Raw genomic sequence first — 18,599 nt, 5'->3', positions numbered from 1 at the left:
CTTCGGATCGATCTTCTTCGGCATGAACTGCATCCTTCCAACTCACAAGGATGCGGCATCAAACCTGGGGCGCTTCATGGTCCTACTTCTCGTCTTCAAAGAACAGCGAACCTTTAAGTGGTCCGTCGTCCGGGACGTGCTCTGGCTGCGTGCTCCCCGTGACCCGCGTACGGGCCGGCGCGGCGGACGAACATGGCTCGTCGTCCCGATCTGCGTCATCGCGTTTGCTCTCGTGGAATTCCTTCCGTTCGAGCTCGCCCCTGCCACAGGGCGCGACTTCGGTGACTTTCTCGGGTCCCCTGACGGACAGGCAACGGTCTCCGGCTCTTGGCTCTGGCTGGGGGTTCTACTGGCCTTCTTCGTCTTCAACACAGTCCTGGGTGAGGAGCTGCTCTTCCGGGGCTACCTCTTGCCCCGGATGAGGGGCGTCTTTGGATCGTGGGACTGGATCGCCAACGGTGTCCTCTTCGCCGTCTATCACCTGCACGTCCCCTGGGTGATCCCGATCGCCCTCATCGACACGTTCCTCTTGTCACTACCGTCTCGCCGGTACCAAAGCGCCCTCGTCGGGATCATCACCCACAGCGGGCAGAGCTTGTTCCTTTTCACTCTCGTCCTGATGCTCTTCCTGGCTCCCTAGCCCTCCCAAGTCCCCGTCCGGGGGTTCAGGCTCAGCACTACTGACGTTGACGGCCAGTGAGCCACCACATCCCAAGGCATCCGAGATCCTCGCACGACCATTCCCGCTTTCGCTGCACCGAGGAGATGCACCATGCAGACACACGGCAACCAGCCCTCCAACACCCACAGTGAGCGCGACCGACCGGCCGCCCCCCATCCGTCCTGGCATGAGATCGCCGGCTACGTCGCCCTGGCCAGCGGGCTGTGCTGGCTCGTGATCGCCCCGGCCATGCTGGGGTTCATCGACGCTGAACTAGCCCCAGCACTGGTTCCGGTTGCCCAGCTCACACCCCTACTCGCCGCGCTGGTGTTCGTTCGGGTGCTGCGCCCCGGGCGGGCACGTGACTTGCTGGCGCTTCGTTGGAACCGTTCCGGCCGCTGGGCGGCCATGGGAGTGGGCATCCTGATGCTGATCGGGGCAGCTCAACTGGTCTCGGGGCTGCTCCTCGGATGGCGCCCACGACCAACCGCCGAGATCCTGACTGCCGCATCCGTCGTCCTACCCCTCCTAGTGCTGCAGGCAACATTCGCCGTCGGCGAGGAGACCGGTTGGCGCGGATGGCTGCTCAGCCGGACCCGACACCTCGGGTTCCCGGCAGCTGCAGCCATCTCGGCAGGGGCCTGGACGCTTTGGCACCTTCCAGCGCTCACGTTCCTGCCCGACCCAATCTCGGCCGAGTCTGCCGCCTACCTGCTGGGGATCGCCTCATGGGCGCCCTTCCTCGTGGCCCTGCGACTCGTCTCTGGGTCGGTGTGGCCACCCGTACTCGTCCACGGGGCGATCAACAGCGTGCGCGTCTTCCAGCTGCAGTCGGTAGCCGACTCCGGCGGTGTCGACTGGCGCGTCGAGGCGCTGGGCTGGGTGCTGTGGCTCCTGGCTGCGGTGCTGCTCGCCAGGCATGGGGGTCGGCAGACCAAAAGGCTCCCGGAACATGGCTTCGCGGTCCGTGGCCTCGACGCTGACACGACTCGCTGACCGGCACGTCATGCTGCCGGCGGCACTTAGAAGCTGAGCGTTTGCGGCGCTCGAGAACCGCGCGAAAACGACACTGTTGCTATTTCCTCAGTGGCAGCTTGCACGTCATTCCGCCGCGAAACGGCCGGCTCAGTCGTTGCAGATGCCAACGGTTGACAATGTCGTCGGGCAAACGCCACTCTGAACAGCACACGCAGCACGGGTGCGCGTGCCAGACACAGGGCCGTGAGCTCATCGTGGTAGCTACTCGCGAGAACGGGAGAGATCGATGGGTGCGTCTGAAGAAGTCCAGGCCGTCATCCGAGACCTGCAAGCAGCCGTTGCCCAGTCGACTGGTCGGATAGGCGACTTGGGCATGCGCGTCACCGAACTCGGTGTCGACCTCGAGACGGTGCTGGAGAAGAAGGCATCTGGAGAGATCGACCTGAAACTGGTAAAGATGGGCGGCGGTGGCGGTGTCAAGGACACGACCACGATTTCGCTCACGATGGAACCCAGCGATGCGGTCGGTGCCGCGTACGTCGACGATGAGCTCACGAACGCGCTCGCTGTCATCGAAGCAGCCATCGCGGTCCTCGATGCAGACTACGTGCTGTCCGAAGCGACCGTCGTGGTCGCGTTCGAGACCACCATAGAAGGCAAGATCAGCTTGGTCCTGGGTGGCGAAGCAAGCCGTGCGAAGGCGCATGCCGCCAAGGTCACGTTCAAGCCTGACGAGTGACGACTCCACGCTGCCCTATACGTACAGCCTCGTGGGCAGGAAGGTGGTGGGCATCATGGCTAAGCACTTCGACGTGCACCTGCTGGCTGAGCCTCCGGTCCCGCAAGACGGCGACCCGTACGACATACCCCAAGGTGGGATCGTTTTCCGGGGACTCCCCTTCGTGGCCTTGCCGACCGGCGACCCACCGGGGGCGCGGTTTGAGGTGCTACGGAGCTGGCTCCGGTACCCGCGGGCCAGGCTCAAGATCCTCCACGCACTGGACGCGGCCAAGGCCAACAATGCTCACGTGTACCGCCTCAGCCTGGCCGTCACTCGGTCACGCGATCCTGAGGCGGACGCGCTGGCATACGCCACCCGGTTCTTGCGCGACAAGAACCGGATCGTGGTGGCCGCCGCGGGGAACTGGGGGCCGGGCCTGGGAACGCTAAGCGACCTTGCATGTGCACGGAGTGTCATCTCAGTCGCCGCGTGCGGCTCGAACGGTCTGGCGCTTGACTGCTCCGGCCGCGGCACCGCCGACGGGCCCAAGCCAACCCTTGCCGCGGACGGCACTGATCCCACCGGGCAGTCGACCCCTGGAACGAGCCTCGCTGCAGCACGCGTGGCAGTTCTGTGTGTCTGGATCCGCTCCCTTCTCCAGAGCCTGACCTCGGAAGCGAGTGCGGCCTACGCCGGAAAGAGCTTGGTTGAGATGCCAAGACCGTCTCGGCTCGCTCACATCGACAGCGACTTCACGCAAAGCCAAGTCGATTCGTTGGTTTCCATGCGACTGGGCCGGGCGGTCTTCCCTGCGGGTTCCCTCAGGTACTCGGGGGCGACTGTGCGGCGAATCAAGTGGCTGACTCGGGTCATGGATTACGCCGGTCAGCATGAGGTCTACGTCGCCTTCGATTATGGCCCAGACTGGGTGCTGCGCGTTCTATTGGCCGCGACCGAAACGGGCCCCTGGATCGACCCAATCGCATGCGGCGCCGGCGTTGTCTCCCGCGACTCAGTCCGCAATCTTCTCACCGGCATGACGCCCTCGCGATTCCTACGCCTCTTCGTCGACGACGGCCATTGGGACGAGCGACGAGCTGCTGTCGGTGCCGCACTGGACGAAGAGCTTGAAGAACTCTGGTCGCTCACGGAGCTCGAAATGTTCGAGCAGCTCTATGCCGCTGAGTACGAAGACCTCTTCATCGAGATTGGGGTCCCAGGGGAGGCGGGTCACGGTAACACGATGCTGCGCGTAAGCGGTACACCCACGACGTTCACCAAGCAGCCTGTCTACGTAGACATCGACGTGTACGGCAATCTGACGATCGATGACCCGGAAGCCCCAGCAAACACGTCGTATAACGACGAGTAGCCCATCACTCCAGCACAGAGTGTTACGGACATGCGTCCTTCCGCCGCGACTGGACGTGGACCAGGACGGGAACGGGAACGTCCGCCCGCACGTCGCGACGGCCCCTGCCCTAATTCCTGAGCAGCGTGAAGCCCAGCCGCTTGGCGAACTCCTTGTGGTTGTTCTCTATGTATCGCTCTACCGCGTCGACTCGTCGGTAGTACGTCAGCACATCCAGGAGCAGCAGCTCGAACGCGAGGCTCTCGAGCCAGTCGACATCTTCGGTGAAACCAGTGATGGCCTTGAGTCCTACCGCCCTGCGGAAGGTCGTGACGGCGTCCTCATCTTCGAGAACAGCGCACGAACCCAGGTGCAACGTCCGGCCCGGCAGCTTGGTGCCAGCCGCCCGGAGTTGCTCACCGAGATCGACCAAGCCCACCTTTCGACGCCCCACGTACACGCTCCCGGGAGTACCGTGCAAAGCTAGGTAGCCGACGGTGAAGCCGGCATGCTGATTCTGACCCCACCGTCGAAACGAATCGAAGATGTCCTCCGGCCTGTTGATGGATTGGTGCGTCGTTCTTACCTGACCGGTGTGTTCAAGAGCTTGCAGCACTGGCTTGACCGTCCGCACGTCCTCGATCCTGGATGACCACGTGCCTTCCATCGCCCAGATTCGGGGCTTCGACCTGCGGGTCACCGACGGGTCCTCCGTGCTTGGTCTCGGGGTGTTTGACCACTTCTGTGCCTGCCGGCGACCTGCCGGTGATGGGCACAGCGTAATCTGAAGGTCGCCCTTACGGCCTGTGGCTGATCAGCGGGACTCGATTCAGCACGCGCCGAGCTGGAGCAGTGTGGCGGCGGGGTGATGTGGCGACCGTCCCAGCGAGAGTCGAGGTTCGGGGCCGTGCGTCCTTCCGCCGCTACTGACGTACTCCCACGGATGGTCACCCAGGCCGAGGCTCAGACCCGCCTATCCCCTGATGGAGGGCCATCCGGCCCGGGTCTAGCCAGCCATTCGCAGGGATCGTCTGGGCGCCGCTGCTGACCCATCGCAGGTCGATCCTCGACGCCACTTTCCGAGGGAAGTCTCAGCGCTGAGAGGAGTGCGTACGTCCTGCCCTACCCTGGCCGTCCGTCTAGCCTCATGCCAGATCCTGATTTCGCACGCTGGGCATGACCTGTACCGGCTACCGGTTGACTTGAAGGACTACGTTGTCCGCGAGTACCGCGTGGGCCGGTCACTACGAGCTTGCCGAGGTCACGGGCCGCAGCCACGGGGCGGTGCGCAACATTCTGGAGCGCGGCGCTGTGCCGCTACGCGGTCGTGGGGCCGGCCGATTTCGGCCCCTGACCCGACCGCCGTGATTGCAGGGCGGGACCTGTCGCAGTCCAACGACAGATCCGACGCTCAGTGCTGGGTGAGTGTGCGGACGTAGGTCCCGAAGCCGGGGACGGTGAACTGCATCATCCCGTGGGCGGGTGCGTCCACGATGCCCTTGTCCATGAGTGACTGGCGGGCCATGGACAGGGCCGTGGTCTCGACCCCGAGCGCCTCGGCGATGTCTCGGCGGGCGACCGGACCGTCCTGCTGGGCGGCCATCGCGGTGAGTAGGTCACGTTCCCGAGCCGTGGCCTTGGCCCACCTGGATCGGTACAGCTCGTTCACATCGATGTCGACCTGGTCCTGCGCGGCCAGGACATGGTCCATGCTTAGACGGCCCCCAAGGCCTGGGTCGCCCGCGGCACGCCACACCTCGTCCCCATACAGCTGGATGAAGTACGGGTACCCCTGAGCACGTTCGACCACTGTCTCTAGCGCGTCCGTGGCCCAGGACACCCCCAGGGCCGCGGTGGGCGCTGTCAACGCCTGTCTGGCGTCGTGCGCTTCGAGATCACGCATCGGCCGGTACTGAAACCGCTCCGCGTGAGTCACCGCGCGGGTCACCACATCCGGAGTGTGCGACAAGCCAGCCCCCAACAGCGCCGCGGGCACCGGGGACTCCGCGGCCTGCAGCTCCTGCCACGCGTACGCGACCGTCCGCAACGACTCGGCGTCCGCGGACTGGAACTCATCGACCAGCAGCACCAGCCCCCTGCGGTCGGCGTCCTCGACCGCAGCCCGGGCAACAGCCTTGACCAGGTCCCGGAACGCCCTCGTCACCTCCGGCCCGGGCCGGGCCCCACCGGACACCTCCACCGCCGCGACCCCGGGCACACCCGCCGAGACCTTCACCTGGTCCACGCGCCCTCCCAGGACATCACCGTGGCCCCAGCCACGGGTCAACACGGCCACCTCATCCGCCACCACCGAGGTCAGCGTGCCGTTGCCCGCCGTCACGAACACCGTGGCCAACCCCAGGTCCCTTGCCGCGCGCTCCGCCCGACGCAACAGGCTCGTCTTCCCCACACCCCGCGGGCCGATATCGACCCGCACCCGGCCGGCGAAGCGGCCCTCGACCGCGACCCGGCCCAGCACACCCATGATCTGCGTCACCTGAGCCTCCCGGCCCGGGATCTCCCACGCGGTCTCCCCCGGCGTGAACGGACTCGCGACCACGGCACCTCACCGCCCTTCCCCGATAGGTCTTTATAACTCGCACCAACTATAAAGAGCTATCTCGATCAGCGCTATCACCGGCGTATCCCGTTGCAAGAGACGCTAGGCGCGCCAGTTACGGGTCGACAAGCGCGGCCAGCTCCCGGTCCGGGCTCACGTGCCTCTAGAACAGCGGCCCGCACGGAACGGTAGCCAGACGCAGTGACCACCCCATCAGGTCCGGCTCCGCGTCCTGCTCGCGGTAGACGTCGGCCAGGAACGCGAACTCGTTCATGGACCCGATCACGCTGCGACTCGCTGTGGGGGCGAGGCGATAGTCAGCGGTTCCCCGCACCTCGCGTTCCACCACGCTCTCCCGCAGACCGTGCAGACGCAGCAGCCCGGCGAGCACCGACGGGAACCGGTCCAACAAGGTCACCCCCGGCGCCAACGGCACCAGCACCGGTAGCAACGTCGACTCACTCACCAGAAGCGCCACTTGGCGACGCCACGCCAGCTTCTTCACGTACCAGTCCCCCAGCAGCGTGTCCGACACCTCACCCGGCGCAGCCTGCGCCCCACCCAGCCGCGGAAGCAGCTCACGCGTCGCCCGCACGATCACCACCACCCCAGTATGCAACCGCCCCCCGGTGAACATCACGGCAAGAGCCTCACAACGACCGGCCGGTCACGATCCGGGACTGGGTAGCCCGCACCCGGAGCGGGAACGACACGCCACCAGTCCTGCACGTATCCTGCACGCTCTAAAAAGGAACGGGCCCCTGACCGGCGTTTTCGCTGGTCAGGGGCCTGCTGTGCTGGTGGACGATACTGGGATCGAACCAGTGACCTCTTCCGTGTCAAGGAAGCGCGCTACCGCTGCGCCAATCGTCCGTGCGCGGTGGACCCGCGAGTGCGAGGTGGAGACGGGATTCGAACCCGTGTATACGGCTTTGCAGGCCGCTGCCTCGCCTCTCGGCCACTCCACCGTGAGGCATCTGGTGGTGCTGCCTCAGAGCGGATGACCGGGCTCGAACCGGCGACCTCAACCTTGGCAAGGTTGCGCTCTACCAACTGAGCTACATCCGCCTGCTCCGCTGTCACCAGCGGCGCGAGAAGAAACACTATCCGACGGGCGCGGGCGATTCCAAATCACCTCCTCCGGCGCGCCGCGCAGCGCTCATCGCGGCCCCGGCATGCCGTCCATGGCGGCGATCCGGCGCCCCTCCTCGTCGTCGGTCGCGGCGTCGGCGGCGAGCTCGGCCCGCCGGGCCAGCAGGCGCGCCTCGCGGGTGGCGCGGCGCTCCTCCCACCACTCGTTGACCCGCGCCCTCGGCCCCCGGTACTCCGGCGGCGGCCACAGCCGGCGGATCGCGGCGTTGAGCGAGGCGCCGACGAGCACGGCGAAGGCGAGGAAGTAGAGGTAGACCATGAGGATGATCGGGGCGGTGAGCGGACCGAAGACCGAGAAGCCGCCGGCGGCGAGCTCGGCCCAGCGCCGGATGAGGACCGAGCTCAGCACCCACAGGAGGACCGTCAGCAGCGCACCGGGCAGGTCCCGCCAGAACGGCGACCGGGCCGGGGTCGCGACGTGGAAGAGGCCGGTGAGGCTGACGATGCCCAGCAGTCCGACCAGGGGCCAGTACAGCTCGACGAGCAGGTCGAGCCGGGGCGGCAGCCAGCGCAGGAGGTAGCCCGGCCCGATGAGCAGCAGCGGCAGGGTCAGGCCCATGACGACCGTCGAGGCGAGGTATGCCGTGAGCGACAGCACCCGGGCGCCGACCGGTCCGCGGTGCCCACCCTGTCCGTACATGATCGAGATGGCGTCGAGGAAGATGTGCAGCGCGCGCGACCCGGACCACAGGGCGATGAGGAACCCGATCGACAGGTAGTCGCCGCGGCGGGCCGTCAGGGTCTGCTGGAAGGTCGGCATGATCACCTGCTCCACGGCCTGCGGGGTGAGGAAGGTCAGCGTCCACTGCTCGAGGGCGTTGCTCATCCGCTCCAGCGTCTGCGGCCCCAGCCACTCCGAGGCGAAACCGGCGCCCGCGACGAGGGCCACCAGCAGGGGCGGCAGGGACAGCAGCGTGAAGAACGCGGCCTCGGCCGCGAGCCCGGTGGCCCGGTAGCGGAACGCCACGACGGCGGTCTCGGCGCTCAGCCGCACCAGCGGGACCGCCCCCGGCACGGGCCCGATGACCCGACGCAGACGACGGCGGAACGTCACGTCCACCACAGTCACAGGCGTCACGCTAGCCCCACCAGACACTGCAGCACGGGAGGCGTGCCGGGTGGCCGCCGTCCGGCCGGTGGCGTCCCGGGCCGTAGACTGGGGCGCTGGTGACGACGCGGTCAGTCTTCCGCGACTCCCACAACCAAGAAAGGCCCCACCACCCGATGGACCTCTGGCCCGGAACGGCATACCCCCTGGGCGCGACCTTCGACGGACGCGGCACCAACTTCGCCCTCTTCTCCGAGCACGCCACCGCGGTGGACCTGTGCCTCGTCAACGACCGCTCGATCGAGACCACCGTCCCGCTGACCGAGGTCGACGCGCACGTCTGGCACGGCTACGTCCCCAACTGCCAGCCGGGACAGCGCTACGGCTTCCGGGTCCACGGCCCGTACGAACCCTCCGAGGGCCACCGCTTCAACCCGCACAAGCTGCTGCTGGACCCCTACGCCAAGGCGATCGCCGGGCAGATCCGTGGGCACCAGGGGCTGTTCGCCTACGACTTCGGTGACCCCTCCTCCTACAACACCGACGACTCGGCCCTGCACACCATGACGTCCGTCGTGGTCAACCCCTTCTTCGACTGGGGCCACGACCGGCCGCCGCAGCACGCCTACCACGACAGCGTCATCTACGAGGCGCACGTCAAGGGCCTGACGATGAACCACCCCGAGGTGCCGCCGGAGATCCGCGGCACGTATGCCGGGGTGGCGCACCCGGCCGTCGTCGACCACCTGACCAGCCTGGGCGTGACGGCCGTGGAGCTGCTGCCCGTGCACCAGTTCGTCGACGACCCGCACCTGCAGGACCAGGGGCTGTCCAACTACTGGGGCTACAACACCATCGGGTTCCTCGCGCCGCACAACGGCTACTCGGCCTACGGGCACCGCGGCCAGCAGGTGACCGAGTTCAAGTCGATGGTCAAGACGCTGCACGAGGCGGGCATCGAGGTCATCCTCGACGTCGTCTACAACCACACGGCCGAGGGCAACCACCTCGGGCCGACGCTGTCCTTCCGCGGCATCGACAACGCCAGCTACTACCGGCTCGTCGACTACGACAAGGCCCACTACTACGACACCACGGGCACCGGCAACAGCCTGCTCATGCGCTCCCCGCACGTCCTGCAGCTCATCATGGACAGCCTGCGCTACTGGGTGACCGAGATGCACGTGGACGGCTTCCGCTTCGACCTCGCGGCCACCCTCGCGCGGCAGTTCCACGAGGTCGACAAGCTGTCCGCCTTCTTCGACATCGTCCAGCAGGACCCGGTCATCTCCCAGGTCAAGCTCATCGCCGAGCCGTGGGACCTCGGGGACGGCGGCTACCAGGTCGGCAACTTCCCGCCGCTGTGGACCGAGTGGAACGGCAAGTACCGCGACACCGTCCGCGACTACTGGCGCGGGGCGCCGGCGACCATGGGCGAGTTCGCCTCCCGGATCACCGGCTCCAGCGACCTCTACGAGCACAGCGGGCGGCGCCCCTATGCCTCGATCAACTTCGTCGTCGCCCACGACGGCTTCACCCTGGCCGACCTCGTCTCCTACAACGAGAAGCACAACGAGGCCAACGGTGAGGGCGGCGCCGACGGCGAGGACCACAACCGGTCGTGGAACTGCGGGGTCGAGGGCCCGACCGACGACCCGCACGTGCGGGCGCTGCGGCTGCGCCAGCAGAAGAACTTCCTCGCCACCCTCATGCTCAGCCAGGGGGTGCCCATGCTGGCCCACGGCGACGAGATGGGGCGCACCCAGCACGGCAACAACAACGTCTACGCCCAGGACAACGAGCTGGCCTGGATGGACTGGGACCTCGACCCCGACCAGACCGACCTCCTCGACTTCACCTCCCGGCTCATCGCGCTGCGCAAGGAGCACCCGGCGTTCCGCCGGCGGCGCTTCTACCTCGGCGACGCCGAGCACGGCGGCCAGAGCGACCTCGGTGACATCCACTGGTACTCCCCCGGCGGCGCGGTGATGACCGAGGAGCGCTGGCACAGCCGTGAGCAGGCGGTCATGGTCTTCCTCAACGGGGAGGCCATCAGCGAGCGGGACGAGCGGGGCCGCGAGGTCACCGACGACCACTTCCTGCTGCTCTTCAACGGCCACCACGAGGCCGTCGACTTCACCGTGCCGGACGGGATGAACACGCCCACCTGGCAGGTCGTCGTCGACACCAGCGGAGACGAGCTCGACGAGGACCGGCCCTGGGAGACCGGCGGGACGCACGAGGTGCCGCCCCGCGCCGTCGTCGTGCTCCAGGCCACACCGCAGCCCGAGCTGTCGGCCGAGTAGACGGCATACCTGCGGCTTCTGGACCTCCGGTCTTGGGGAACGGGCCCCAGAACCGGAGGTCGAGAACCGTAGCTCAGACCTCCGAGGCCGCCAGGCGCGCCTGCTGCTCCTCGACGTCGAAGTCGGCCTCGGGCCAGGTCAGGTCCAAGCCGCGCAGGTGCTCCAGGAGCAGCTGCTGGACCGCGAGCCGGGCATACCACTTGCGGTCGGCCGGCACGACGAACCACGGCGCGCGCTCGGTGCTGCACCGCTCGAGCAGGACCTGGTATGCCTCCTGGTAGTCCGCCCAGTGCTCCCGCTCGTCGAGGTCGCGCGGGTTGAACTTCCAGTGCTTGTCGGGCCGCTCGAGCCGCTCGCCGAGCCGCTCCTTCTGCTCCTGCGGGCTGATGTGCAGCATGACCTTGATGATGGTCACGTCGTCGTCGGCGAGCGACTCCTCGAAGCTGTTGATGGTGGCGTAGCGGCGCTTCCACTGGCCCGGCGGCACCAGGTCGTGGACCCGGACGACGAGCACGTCCTCGTAGTGCGACCGGTCGAAGACGCCGATCATGCCGGGCCCGGGCAGCGCTCGGCGGATCCGCCACAGGAAGGGGTGCTTCTTCTCCTCGACGCTCGGCGCCTTGAACGCCGTGTGCTCGACCCCCTGCGGGTCGACCGACCCGACGACGTGGCGCATGATGCCACCCTTGCCCGAGGTGTCCATCCCCTGCACGACCAGCAGGACCCGCCGGCGCCCACCCGCCCGGGACTGGGCGTAGAGCTGCTCCTGCAGGGTGTCGAGCTCGGCGTCGGCCGCGGCCAGGGCGTCCTTGCCGGCCTGCTTGTCGCCGGTGAAGGTGGGGGTGGAGCGGGGGTCGACGTCCGCGAGGGTGAACCCCTCCCCCACCCGCAGAGCGTCGGCCCAGGTCGTCGCCGCGGCCTCGACCGCCTTCGTGGCCTTCGTGGAGTCCTTCTTCTTCGCCTTGGTGTCCTTCTTCTTCGCCATCGGGGCAGTCTGGCAGAACCGGCCCCGCGCGTCAGCGCAGGCGGGTCCGCAGCAGCAGGTCGCCCTCCCACTCGAGCAGGTGCGTCAGCCGCCCGGTGAGACCGGCCAGGGTCGCGCTGCCCGGCAGCAGGAGCGGGCCGTCGCCCCCGGTCAGCACCGGCCGCACGGTCACACACAGCTCGTCGACCGCCCCGGCGCGCACCCAGGCACCGAAGAGCGCCGGGCCTCCCTCCACGACGACCCGGTCCCAGCCGCGCCCGGCGCAGACCTCGAGCACCTGCTCCGGGGTGACGTCCTCCCCGTCGCCGCTCACCATGTGGACGCCAGGATGATCGGCGAGCTCGGCCGGCACGTCGCCGCTGCGGGTGACGACGACCAGAGCGCCCCCCTCGAGGGGGCCGTAGCCCTCCTCCCGCGCGGTGCCGGCGCCCACGACCACGGCCTGGGCCCAGCGCCGCAGGGTGGCGAAGGCGGCCGCGTCGCCGTCCGAGCCCTCGTTGAGGCTGCCGCTGCGTCCGTCGGGTCCGGTAGCGCGCCCGTCGAGGGTGGTGATGAACCCGCCCCGCACCCACCGGCCGGCCGCGCGGTCGGACGGCACGGCATACCAGTCGTCGAGCTCGGCCTCGCCCAGCGGACCCTGACCGGTCGACACGTCTGCTCGGCTCACGATCCTCCTCGCCCCCTCACCGCAGGAAGGAGGCCACGAGGTCCTCCCACAGCGAGGGGTTGGTGTTCCACTCCTGGCAGTGGCGCGCCTGCGGCCACACGAAGGTCTGCACGAGACCGGGTCGCCGGCGCGCGAGGTCCTGGGACGGGCCGAAGGGCACCGTGTCGTCGGTCGCGGAGTGGATGATGAACATGCGGTGGGTGACCTCCTCGGCCCGGTCCACCCAGTTGGTGGCCGCCACGTCGACCGGTTCGGCCACCCGGAGCAGGTGCCGCGAGGCCTTGCTGCGCAGCAGGCTGCGGGCCAGCTGCTCCACCGGGCGGGGGATGAGGTGCAGGTCGGCCTGGTGGGCCAGCACCGACCCCCAGTCGATGACCGGCCCGTTGAGCAGCACCCGGTGCACCCGGTGGGCGACGTCGGAGCGGTTGAGCGCCTGCAGGACGAGCGCCCCGCCCATCGACCAGCCCACGAGCACGATCCGGCGGGCGCCGTGGGCCAGGGCGTAGCGCAGGGCGGCGTCGATGTCGCGCCACTCCGACAGCCCCAGGCTGTAGCGGCCGTCGGAGGAGGGCGGGGCGCCGACGTCGTTGCGGTACATCGGGATGAGGCAGGTGTAGCCCAGCCGGTGCAGGACCGGGACGGCGCGCAGCGTCTCCCCGCGCTGCGCGCTGCGGCCGTGCACCAGGACGGCCCAGTCGTCCTGGTGGGCCGTCGCGGCCGCCGCACCGGGCACCCGCCAGGCCGGCAGGTCGCCGACGTCGGAGGTGACGAGCACGTCCTCGTGCTCCAGGCCCAGGGCGCTCCCGGGGTCGCCGCAGTAGAAGTACTTGTTCCAGCGGGCCGGCCCCGGCCCGAGGTCGCCCGCGTCCACGCCCAGCAGCTCCCGGGTCACCACCATCTGCCGGCGGGACCCCCTGGCCCCCTCCTCCTCGTGGGCCGGCTCCACCACCTCGCCCACGCGGGCGTGGCCGGCGCCGCCGTCCAGCCAGAGGCCGTAGCGGCCCGAGGAGGTGGTCTGCGGGTCTGCCCGCAGCGTGACCGTCCCGGCGTCCGGGTCCACCGCGACGACCGTGACGTCGTCCTTCTTCTCGTGCTCCGGGGTGATGACGCGGTGCGCGAAGTAGGTCGCGGTGCCCATCGAGACGGCGCCGCCGAGCGCCGCTCCCCCGGCGACGGCCGTGCCCACGGCGGCGGCCCGGCCCGCCGCGGTCATCCGCCCGCTCACGACCTGCCCTGCCCACCGGGCGGGGTCACCGGGGCGCCGAGCACGTCGTCGAGGGGGAAGTCGACCGGCTGCTCCAGCTGGTCGAAGGTGCACGACCGGGGGTCGCGGTCCTCGCGCCAGCGCAGGAACTGCGCGGTGTGCCGGAAGCGGCCGCCCTCGAGGTAGTCGTAGCGCACCTCGACCACGCGCTCGGGCCGCAGCGGGGTGAACGACAGGTCCTTGCCCGCGGCCCAGCGCGACCCCTCGCTCTTGCGCGGCGTGTCGGCCTGGAGCTGGGAAGCCCAGTCCCACGGGTGCCCCTCGAACTCGGTCACCCACGGCTGCAGCTCGGCGAAGAGCTCACGCCGGCGCGCCATGGGGAAGGAGGAGCTGACCCCGACGTGGGCCAGCCGTCCCTCGTCGGTGTAGATACCGAGCAGCAGGGACCCGATCGCCTCCTCGCTGCTCTTGTGGGTGCGGTAGCCGGCGACCACGCAGTCCGCGGTGCGGGTGTGCTTGAGCTTGGTGAGCACCCGCTTGTTCTGCTGGTAGGGCGCGTCCGGGTCCTTGCCGATGATCCCGTCCAGGCCGGCGCCCTCGAAGTCGACGAACCAGCGCATCGCGAGGTCGACGTCGTCGGTGAGCGGCGAGAGGTGGACCGACCCGGCGCTGACGGCGGGCAGCACCGACTCGAGCCGGGCGCGGCGCTCGCGGAACGGCATACCGGTCAGGTCGTCGTCGCCCAGCGCGAGCAGGTCGAAGGCGACGAAGGCCGCGGGCGTCGCCTCGCTGAGCATCCGCACGCGGGAGTCGGCCGGGTGGATCCGCTGCCCGAGGGCCTCGAAGTCCAGCCGCTGCCCGCTCGGCGAGGCGAGCACGATCTCGCCGTCCACCACGCAGCGCTCCGGAAGCTCGGCGCGCACGGCTTCGACGAGCTCGGGGAAGTAGCGGGTCATCGGCTTCTCGTTGCGCGAGCCCAGCTCGACCTCGTCGCCGTCCCGGAAGACGATGGACCGGAAGCCGTCCCACTTCGGGTCGTAGAGCCACCCGCGTGGCAGCGCCGCGGCAGGCTTGGCGAGCATCGGCGTGACCGGGGGCATGACGGGCAGGTCCACAGCGCCAGTGTGCCCGATGGCACCGACAGAGGGCGGGTATGCCCGTGCGCACCCGCCGGTGTCGGCGCACCCTCCGGTGTCGGCGCGGCTCGGTGTCGGCGGGGCTCGGTGTCGGAGGGGCTCGGTGTCGGTGCGGCTCAGTAGGGTGGCCCGATGAGCGGCATCGTCAGGATCGACGGCGTGGTCCGGGACTACGCCTGGGGGCGCCCGGGGGGCATCTCGGCGGCCCGCGGGCAGGAGCCGGGTGACGGGCCCGAGGCCGAGCTGTGGCTGGGCGCCCACCCGGCCGCGCCGAGCCGGGTGCTGACCGACCACCCCGGTGACCCGCCGTGGCCCGACCTCGCGGCCTGGGAGGACGCCACCGGCGACACCCTGCCCTTCCTCATGAAGCTGCTCGCCGCCGGGGCGCCGCTGTCGCTGCAGGCCCACCCCGGCCTCGAGCAGGCCCGCGCCGGGTTCGCCCGGGAGGAGGCCGCCGGGATCCCCCGGGACGCGCCCACCCGCAGCTTCCGCGACCCGCACGCCAAGCCCGAGGTGCTGCTCGCCGTGGAGGACGGCTTCGACGCGCTGTGCGGTTTCCGTCCGGTCGCCGAGGTCGTCGACCTGCTCGACCGGCTGGAGGCCCGGGTGCCGGCCGACGGCTGGTCGCGATGGCGCTCGCTGCTCGCCGGCGCCGGCGCCGGCGCCGGCAGCCCGGCGGCCGGGGCCGGCGCGGCGCTGCGGTGGCTGCTGTCTGGGGACGAGGCCGTGGACCGGATGGTCGATGCGCTGAGCGGGGGGCGTCCTACCGGTCTACCGGAGGCCGAGGACGACCTCGTCCGGCTGCTGGCGCGCCACCACCCCGGCGACCCGGGGATCGCCGTCGCGCTCATGCTCAACCGGGTCACGCTGGCCGCCGGCGAGGCGCTGTGGTTGCCGGCGGGCAACATCCACGCCTACCTCTCCGGGCTCGGGGTCGAGGTCATGGGCCCGAGCGACAACGTCCTGCGCGGAGGTCTGACAGGCAAGCACGTCGACGTCCCCGAGCTGCTGGAGGTGCTGGACTTCACCCCGGGGCCTCCCCCGCGGCTGGCGCCCGTGGACCTCGCCCCGGCTGTGCGGGCCTACCGTCCGAGCACGCAGGAGACCGGTGCCGGCGTGCCCTGGCAGCTGGTGGAGGTGACCGGCCCGGCCGAGATGGCTGTCGGCAGAGCCGCGGTCGCGCTCGTGCTGAAGGGGGAGTTCACGCTGCGGACCGGGCGCCACGGCGACCCGGACGGCGGGCTGACCCTGGCCCGGGGCGAGGCGGGCTTCGTCGAGCGGCCGGGCCGGCTGCAGGTGCAGGGCTCAGGGGCGCTCTACCTCGCGACCACGGTGAGCTGACCGCCCCCTCGCAGAAGGTCCCGTGGGAGTCGGACACGGGCCCGACTCCCACGGGACCCTCCCGACCATGGTGCGCCGGGCGGGCCGCGCTCAGGCGTTCTCGACCCGGTTGCCGTGCTCGTCCCAGTGCTCGGCGACCTTCTTGGACGGCTGGACCCGCGGCGGCTCCCCCGGCATCTTGGGGTGGTCCGGCGGGAAGTTCAGCTCCCCCAGCCCGCGCTCGAGGTCGGCCTCCCACAGGGCGTACGCCCCGTCGACCACCCCCGGGGACGCGTGCAGGTCCGCCCAGGCATCGCCGTGCTCGGCCAGGAACGCGGGCACGGTGTGCAGGGTGAGGGCCGTGGGGTCGACCTCGGCCAGCTGCTCCCAGGTCACCGGGACCGAGACGGGCGCGCCGGGCAGGATGCGGGTGCTCCACGCGGCGGCCAGGGTGCGGTCGCGCGTGGCCTGGTTGAAGTCGACGAAGATCCGCTCGCCGCGCTCCTCCTTCCACCACGCCGTCGTCACCAGGTCGGGCCGGCGCCGCTCGAGCTCGCGCGCGAGGCCGATGACGGCGTGCCGGACCTCGAGGAACTCCAGCCGCGGCTCGATCGCGGCGAAGACGTGCACCCCGCGGTTGCCGGTCGTCTTGACGAAGGGCGTGAGCCCGGCCTCGCTCATGACCTCCCGCAGCGCGGTGGCTGCCTCGACGACGTCGGCGAAGGCGCGCCCGGGCTGCGGGTCCAGGTCGATCCGCAGCTCGTCCGGGTGGTCGTTGTCGCCGGAGCGCACCGGCCACGGGTGCCAGGTGACGGTGCCCATCTGCGCGGTCCACAGGAGGGTCGCGAGATCGCCGTCGTCGATGACCAGCTGCGGGTGGCTGCGGCCCGAGGGGTAGGTGCACACCGTGGTCCGCGACCACTCCGGCACCCCCTTCGGCGGGTTCTTGGAGTAGAACTCCTCCCCCTCGACGCCTCCGCGCACCCGCTGCAGGGTGACCGGCCGGTCGCCCAGTGCGCGCAGCATCGGCTCGGCGACCGCCTCGAGGTATGCCGCGAGGTCGGCCTTGGTGATGGCCGCGCCGTGCGCGGTGGCCGGCCAGACGACCTTGTCCGGGCTGGAGAGCCGCACGTCGCGGACCTGGCCGTCGGGCCCCGGAGCGGTGAGGGTCTGCGCGTCGGCGGGCATACCGACAACCTAGCGGCCCGGGCGTCCCGGCACGGAAGCAAACGGGGCGCTGCGTCGTTGTCCCGACCATGAGCCACCACAGCACGCCCGCGACCGACGCCAGCAGAGCCGACGCCAGCACGCCCGGCTACCGCACCACCCGCTCGGAGCAGGAGTGGCGCGAGCAGCTCTCGCCGGAGGAGTACGCCGTGCTCCGCGAGGCCGGCACCGAACGTCCCTTCGTCGGTGAGTACACCAACACCACCACCGAGGGCGTCTACGCCTGTCGTGCGTGCGGCGCGGAGCTCTTCCGCAGCGAGACCAAGTTCGAGAGCCACTGCGGCTGGCCGAGCTTCTACTCCCCGCTCGCCGAGGACCGGGTCGAGTACCTGCAGGACGACTCGCTGGGCCGCACCCGCACCGAGGTGCGGTGCGCCTCCTGCGGGTCCCACCTGGGCCACGTCTTCGAGGGCGAGGGCTACGACACCCCCACCGACCAGCGCTTCTGCATGAACAGCATCGCGATGACGCTGCGCCCCGCCCAGGGCTGACCCCCCTCCTGCACCGTCGCCCACGGCCCACCCGCCGTGGGCGACGGCATACCGTCGGCCGACCGACCCGGCGTCAGGGCAGACCGGCGACGAGCGCCGACAGCTCGACCCGCGGCCCGGTGAAGAACGGGATCTCCTCGCGCACGTGCAGGCGAGCCTCGGTGTTGCGCAGCTCGCGCATGAGGTCGACGATGCGGTGCAGCTCGTCGGCCTCGAAGGCCAGCAGGAACTCGTAGTCCCCCAGCGCGAAGCTCGCGAGCGTGTTGGCCAGCACGTCCTTGTAGTCGCGCGCCGCCTCCCCGTGCTCGCGCAGCATCCGCGACCGGTCGCCCGCGTCCATGACGTACCAGTCGTAGGAGCGGACGAAGGGGTAGACGCACAGGTAGCCCTTGGCGTCCTGCCCGGAGAGGAAGGCCGGCACGTGCCCGCGGTTGAACTCCGCCGGCCGGTGGATCGCGACGTTGCTCCAGACCGGCTCCAGGTGCTGGCCCAGGGCGCTCTGCCGGAACTGCTGGTAGGCCCGCTGCACGGTCTCGACCCGCTCGGCGTGCCACCAGATCAGGAGGTCGGCGTCCGCGCGCAGGGCCGAGACGTCGTAGACGCCGCGCACGACCAACCCCTCCCCCTCCAGGGTGCTGAACAGCTCCGCTACCTCGGTGGCCAGGGCGGCCCGGGCCTTGCCCTGGGGCAGCGGGGTCACGGCCCGGAAGACGGAGTAGGCGGCGTAGCGGATCGAGGCGTTGATCTCCTCGGCCTGCTCGGCGGTGGGGTGGGAGTAGTCGGCCATGCCCC

Annotated in this window: 18 protein-coding genes and 3 tRNA genes; 8 read left to right on the top strand and 13 right to left on the bottom strand. The window is 69.9% G+C overall.

Translation table 11 applies throughout. From position 1 onward, the window contains the following. The 4 genes from Q0795_RS16650 to Q0795_RS16635 form a co-directional block, all read left to right on the top strand. On the top strand, positions 1-640 hold a 640-nt coding region (locus Q0795_RS16650), incomplete at its 5' end, for a CPBP family intramembrane glutamic endopeptidase (protein WP_298891621.1). A gap of 132 nt (positions 641-772) precedes the next feature. After that, a complete protein-coding gene (locus tag Q0795_RS16645) occupies positions 773-1,657 on the top strand; it encodes a type II CAAX endopeptidase family protein (protein WP_066636289.1) in 885 nt (294 codons plus the stop codon). A 268-nt stretch (positions 1,658-1,925) separates the two neighbouring features. Further along, a complete protein-coding gene (locus Q0795_RS16640) occupies positions 1,926-2,378 on the top strand; it encodes a trypco2 family protein (protein WP_066636286.1) in 453 nt (150 codons plus the stop codon). A gap of 55 nt (positions 2,379-2,433) precedes the next feature. Beyond that, on the top strand, positions 2,434-3,732 hold the full coding sequence (locus tag Q0795_RS16635) for a S8 family serine peptidase (protein WP_298891616.1): 1,299 nt from the start codon (positions 2,434-2,436) through the stop codon (positions 3,730-3,732). Between the two features lie 109 nt (positions 3,733-3,841). Here the strand turns inward: Q0795_RS16635 and Q0795_RS16630 are convergent, their stop codons facing one another. Further along, positions 3,842-4,345, bottom strand: a complete 504-nt coding sequence (locus tag Q0795_RS16630) for a hypothetical protein (protein WP_157621713.1) — start codon at positions 4,343-4,345, stop codon at positions 3,842-3,844. Between the two features lie 581 nt (positions 4,346-4,926). On the opposite strand from Q0795_RS16630, the gene Q0795_RS17275 reads away from it, so the two are divergent. Continuing rightward, entirely contained in the window at positions 4,927-5,079 is a 153-nt protein-coding gene (locus Q0795_RS17275) for a helix-turn-helix domain-containing protein (RefSeq protein ID WP_366942475.1), read from the top strand. A 43-nt stretch (positions 5,080-5,122) separates the two neighbouring features. On the opposite strand, the gene Q0795_RS16625 is transcribed toward Q0795_RS17275, so the two are convergent. From Q0795_RS16625 to Q0795_RS16600, 6 genes are all read right to left on the bottom strand, one after another. Next, a complete protein-coding gene (locus tag Q0795_RS16625) occupies positions 5,123-6,271 on the bottom strand; it encodes an ATP-binding protein (protein WP_298891608.1) in 1,149 nt (382 codons plus the stop codon). 163 nt (positions 6,272-6,434) lie between these two features. Next, positions 6,435-6,911 carry a hypothetical protein gene (locus tag Q0795_RS16620; protein ID WP_298891606.1) on the bottom strand — a complete coding sequence of 159 codons (477 nt, stop codon included), beginning with the start codon at positions 6,909-6,911 and terminating at the stop codon, positions 6,435-6,437. A gap of 158 nt (positions 6,912-7,069) precedes the next feature. Continuing rightward, positions 7,070-7,144, bottom strand: a tRNA-Val gene (locus Q0795_RS16615). Positions 7,145-7,168: 24 nt separating this feature from the next. Next, positions 7,169-7,239 (bottom strand) — tRNA-Cys (locus Q0795_RS16610). Between the two features lie 27 nt (positions 7,240-7,266). Continuing rightward, a tRNA-Gly gene (locus Q0795_RS16605) sits at positions 7,267-7,339 on the bottom strand. 91 nt (positions 7,340-7,430) lie between these two features. Next, positions 7,431-8,492 (bottom strand): YihY/virulence factor BrkB family protein, encoded by a 1,062-nt coding sequence (locus Q0795_RS16600; RefSeq protein ID WP_298891604.1) that lies wholly within the window; start codon positions 8,490-8,492, stop codon positions 7,431-7,433. A gap of 155 nt (positions 8,493-8,647) precedes the next feature. Between Q0795_RS16600 and glgX the strand changes: the two genes are divergently transcribed. Then, positions 8,648-10,777, top strand: a complete 2,130-nt coding sequence (gene glgX, locus Q0795_RS16595; RefSeq protein WP_298891623.1) for a glycogen debranching protein GlgX — start codon at positions 8,648-8,650, stop codon at positions 10,775-10,777. A 73-nt stretch (positions 10,778-10,850) separates the two neighbouring features. Here the strand turns inward: glgX and Q0795_RS16590 are convergent, their stop codons facing one another. From Q0795_RS16590 to Q0795_RS16575, 4 genes are read right to left on the bottom strand one after another with little or no spacing between them, the layout of a single operon-like run. Next, a complete protein-coding gene (locus tag Q0795_RS16590) occupies positions 10,851-11,762 on the bottom strand; it encodes a PPK2 family polyphosphate kinase (RefSeq protein ID WP_298891602.1) in 912 nt (303 codons plus the stop codon). A 31-nt stretch (positions 11,763-11,793) separates the two neighbouring features. Then, a complete protein-coding gene (locus Q0795_RS16585) occupies positions 11,794-12,429 on the bottom strand; it encodes a dihydrofolate reductase family protein (RefSeq protein ID WP_298891600.1) in 636 nt (211 codons plus the stop codon). Positions 12,430-12,445: 16 nt separating this feature from the next. Further along, entirely contained in the window at positions 12,446-13,654 is a 1,209-nt protein-coding gene (locus Q0795_RS16580; RefSeq protein WP_298891598.1) for an alpha/beta fold hydrolase, read from the bottom strand. After that, positions 13,651-14,748: an ATP-dependent DNA ligase gene (locus Q0795_RS16575; protein WP_298891597.1), complete on the bottom strand. Its 1,098-nt coding sequence runs from the start codon at positions 14,746-14,748 to the stop codon at positions 13,651-13,653. Before Q0795_RS16575 ends, Q0795_RS16580 begins: the two co-directional genes overlap by 4 nt. Before the next feature lie 153 nt (positions 14,749-14,901). Here Q0795_RS16575 and manA point away from each other — a divergent pair, with 153 nt between their 5' ends. Then, positions 14,902-16,110 (top strand): mannose-6-phosphate isomerase, class I, encoded by a 1,209-nt coding sequence (gene manA / locus Q0795_RS16570; RefSeq protein ID WP_298891595.1) that lies wholly within the window; start codon positions 14,902-14,904, stop codon positions 16,108-16,110. A gap of 90 nt (positions 16,111-16,200) precedes the next feature. Here the strand turns inward: manA and ligD are convergent, their stop codons facing one another. After that, the gene (gene ligD / locus Q0795_RS16565) at positions 16,201-17,277 is read right to left on the bottom strand and encodes a non-homologous end-joining DNA ligase (protein ID WP_298891593.1); all 1,077 of its coding nucleotides are present in this window, start codon (positions 17,275-17,277) and stop codon (positions 16,201-16,203) included. 68 nt (positions 17,278-17,345) lie between these two features. Here ligD and msrB point away from each other — a divergent pair, with 68 nt between their 5' ends. Next, the gene (gene msrB / locus Q0795_RS16560; RefSeq protein WP_298891591.1) at positions 17,346-17,807 is read left to right on the top strand and encodes a peptide-methionine (R)-S-oxide reductase MsrB; all 462 of its coding nucleotides are present in this window, start codon (positions 17,346-17,348) and stop codon (positions 17,805-17,807) included. A gap of 73 nt (positions 17,808-17,880) precedes the next feature. Here msrB and hemQ read toward each other — a convergent pair whose 3' ends face one another. Continuing rightward, complete coding sequence (gene hemQ, locus Q0795_RS16555; protein ID WP_298891589.1) at positions 17,881-18,594, bottom strand: hydrogen peroxide-dependent heme synthase; 714 nt, start codon at positions 18,592-18,594, stop codon at positions 17,881-17,883. Between the last annotated feature and the right edge of the window lie 5 nt (positions 18,595-18,599).

Origin of the sequence: uncultured Serinicoccus sp. (genome assembly GCF_947487915.1) — a bacterium.
In the GTDB taxonomy this organism is placed as follows: Bacteria; Actinomycetota; Actinomycetes; order Actinomycetales; family Dermatophilaceae; genus Ornithinicoccus.
The sequence above is the reverse complement of the archived record's forward strand: the minus strand, read 5'-3'. Positions and strand labels throughout refer to the sequence as shown.

Bases quoted from the DNA above. Each gene is read 5' to 3' on its own strand.
- Q0795_RS16590 (WP_298891602.1), bottom strand. From the start codon at position 11,762: ATGGCGAAGAAGAAGGACACCAAGGCGAAGAAGAAGGACTCCACGAAG.
- glgX (WP_298891623.1), top strand. From the start codon at position 8,648: ATGGACCTCTGGCCCGGAACGGCATACCCCCTGGGCGCGACCTTCGAC.
- Q0795_RS16645 (WP_066636289.1), top strand. From the start codon at position 773: ATGCAGACACACGGCAACCAGCCCTCCAACACCCACAGTGAGCGCGAC.
- Q0795_RS16635 (WP_298891616.1), top strand. From the start codon at position 2,434: ATGGCTAAGCACTTCGACGTGCACCTGCTGGCTGAGCCTCCGGTCCCG.
- manA (WP_298891595.1), top strand. From the start codon at position 14,902: ATGAGCGGCATCGTCAGGATCGACGGCGTGGTCCGGGACTACGCCTGG.
- hemQ (WP_298891589.1), bottom strand. From the start codon at position 18,594: ATGGCCGACTACTCCCACCCCACCGCCGAGCAGGCCGAGGAGATCAAC.
- msrB (WP_298891591.1), top strand. From the start codon at position 17,346: ATGAGCCACCACAGCACGCCCGCGACCGACGCCAGCAGAGCCGACGCC.
- Q0795_RS16640 (WP_066636286.1), top strand. From the start codon at position 1,926: ATGGGTGCGTCTGAAGAAGTCCAGGCCGTCATCCGAGACCTGCAAGCA.
- ligD (WP_298891593.1), bottom strand. From the start codon at position 17,277: ATGCCCGCCGACGCGCAGACCCTCACCGCTCCGGGGCCCGACGGCCAG.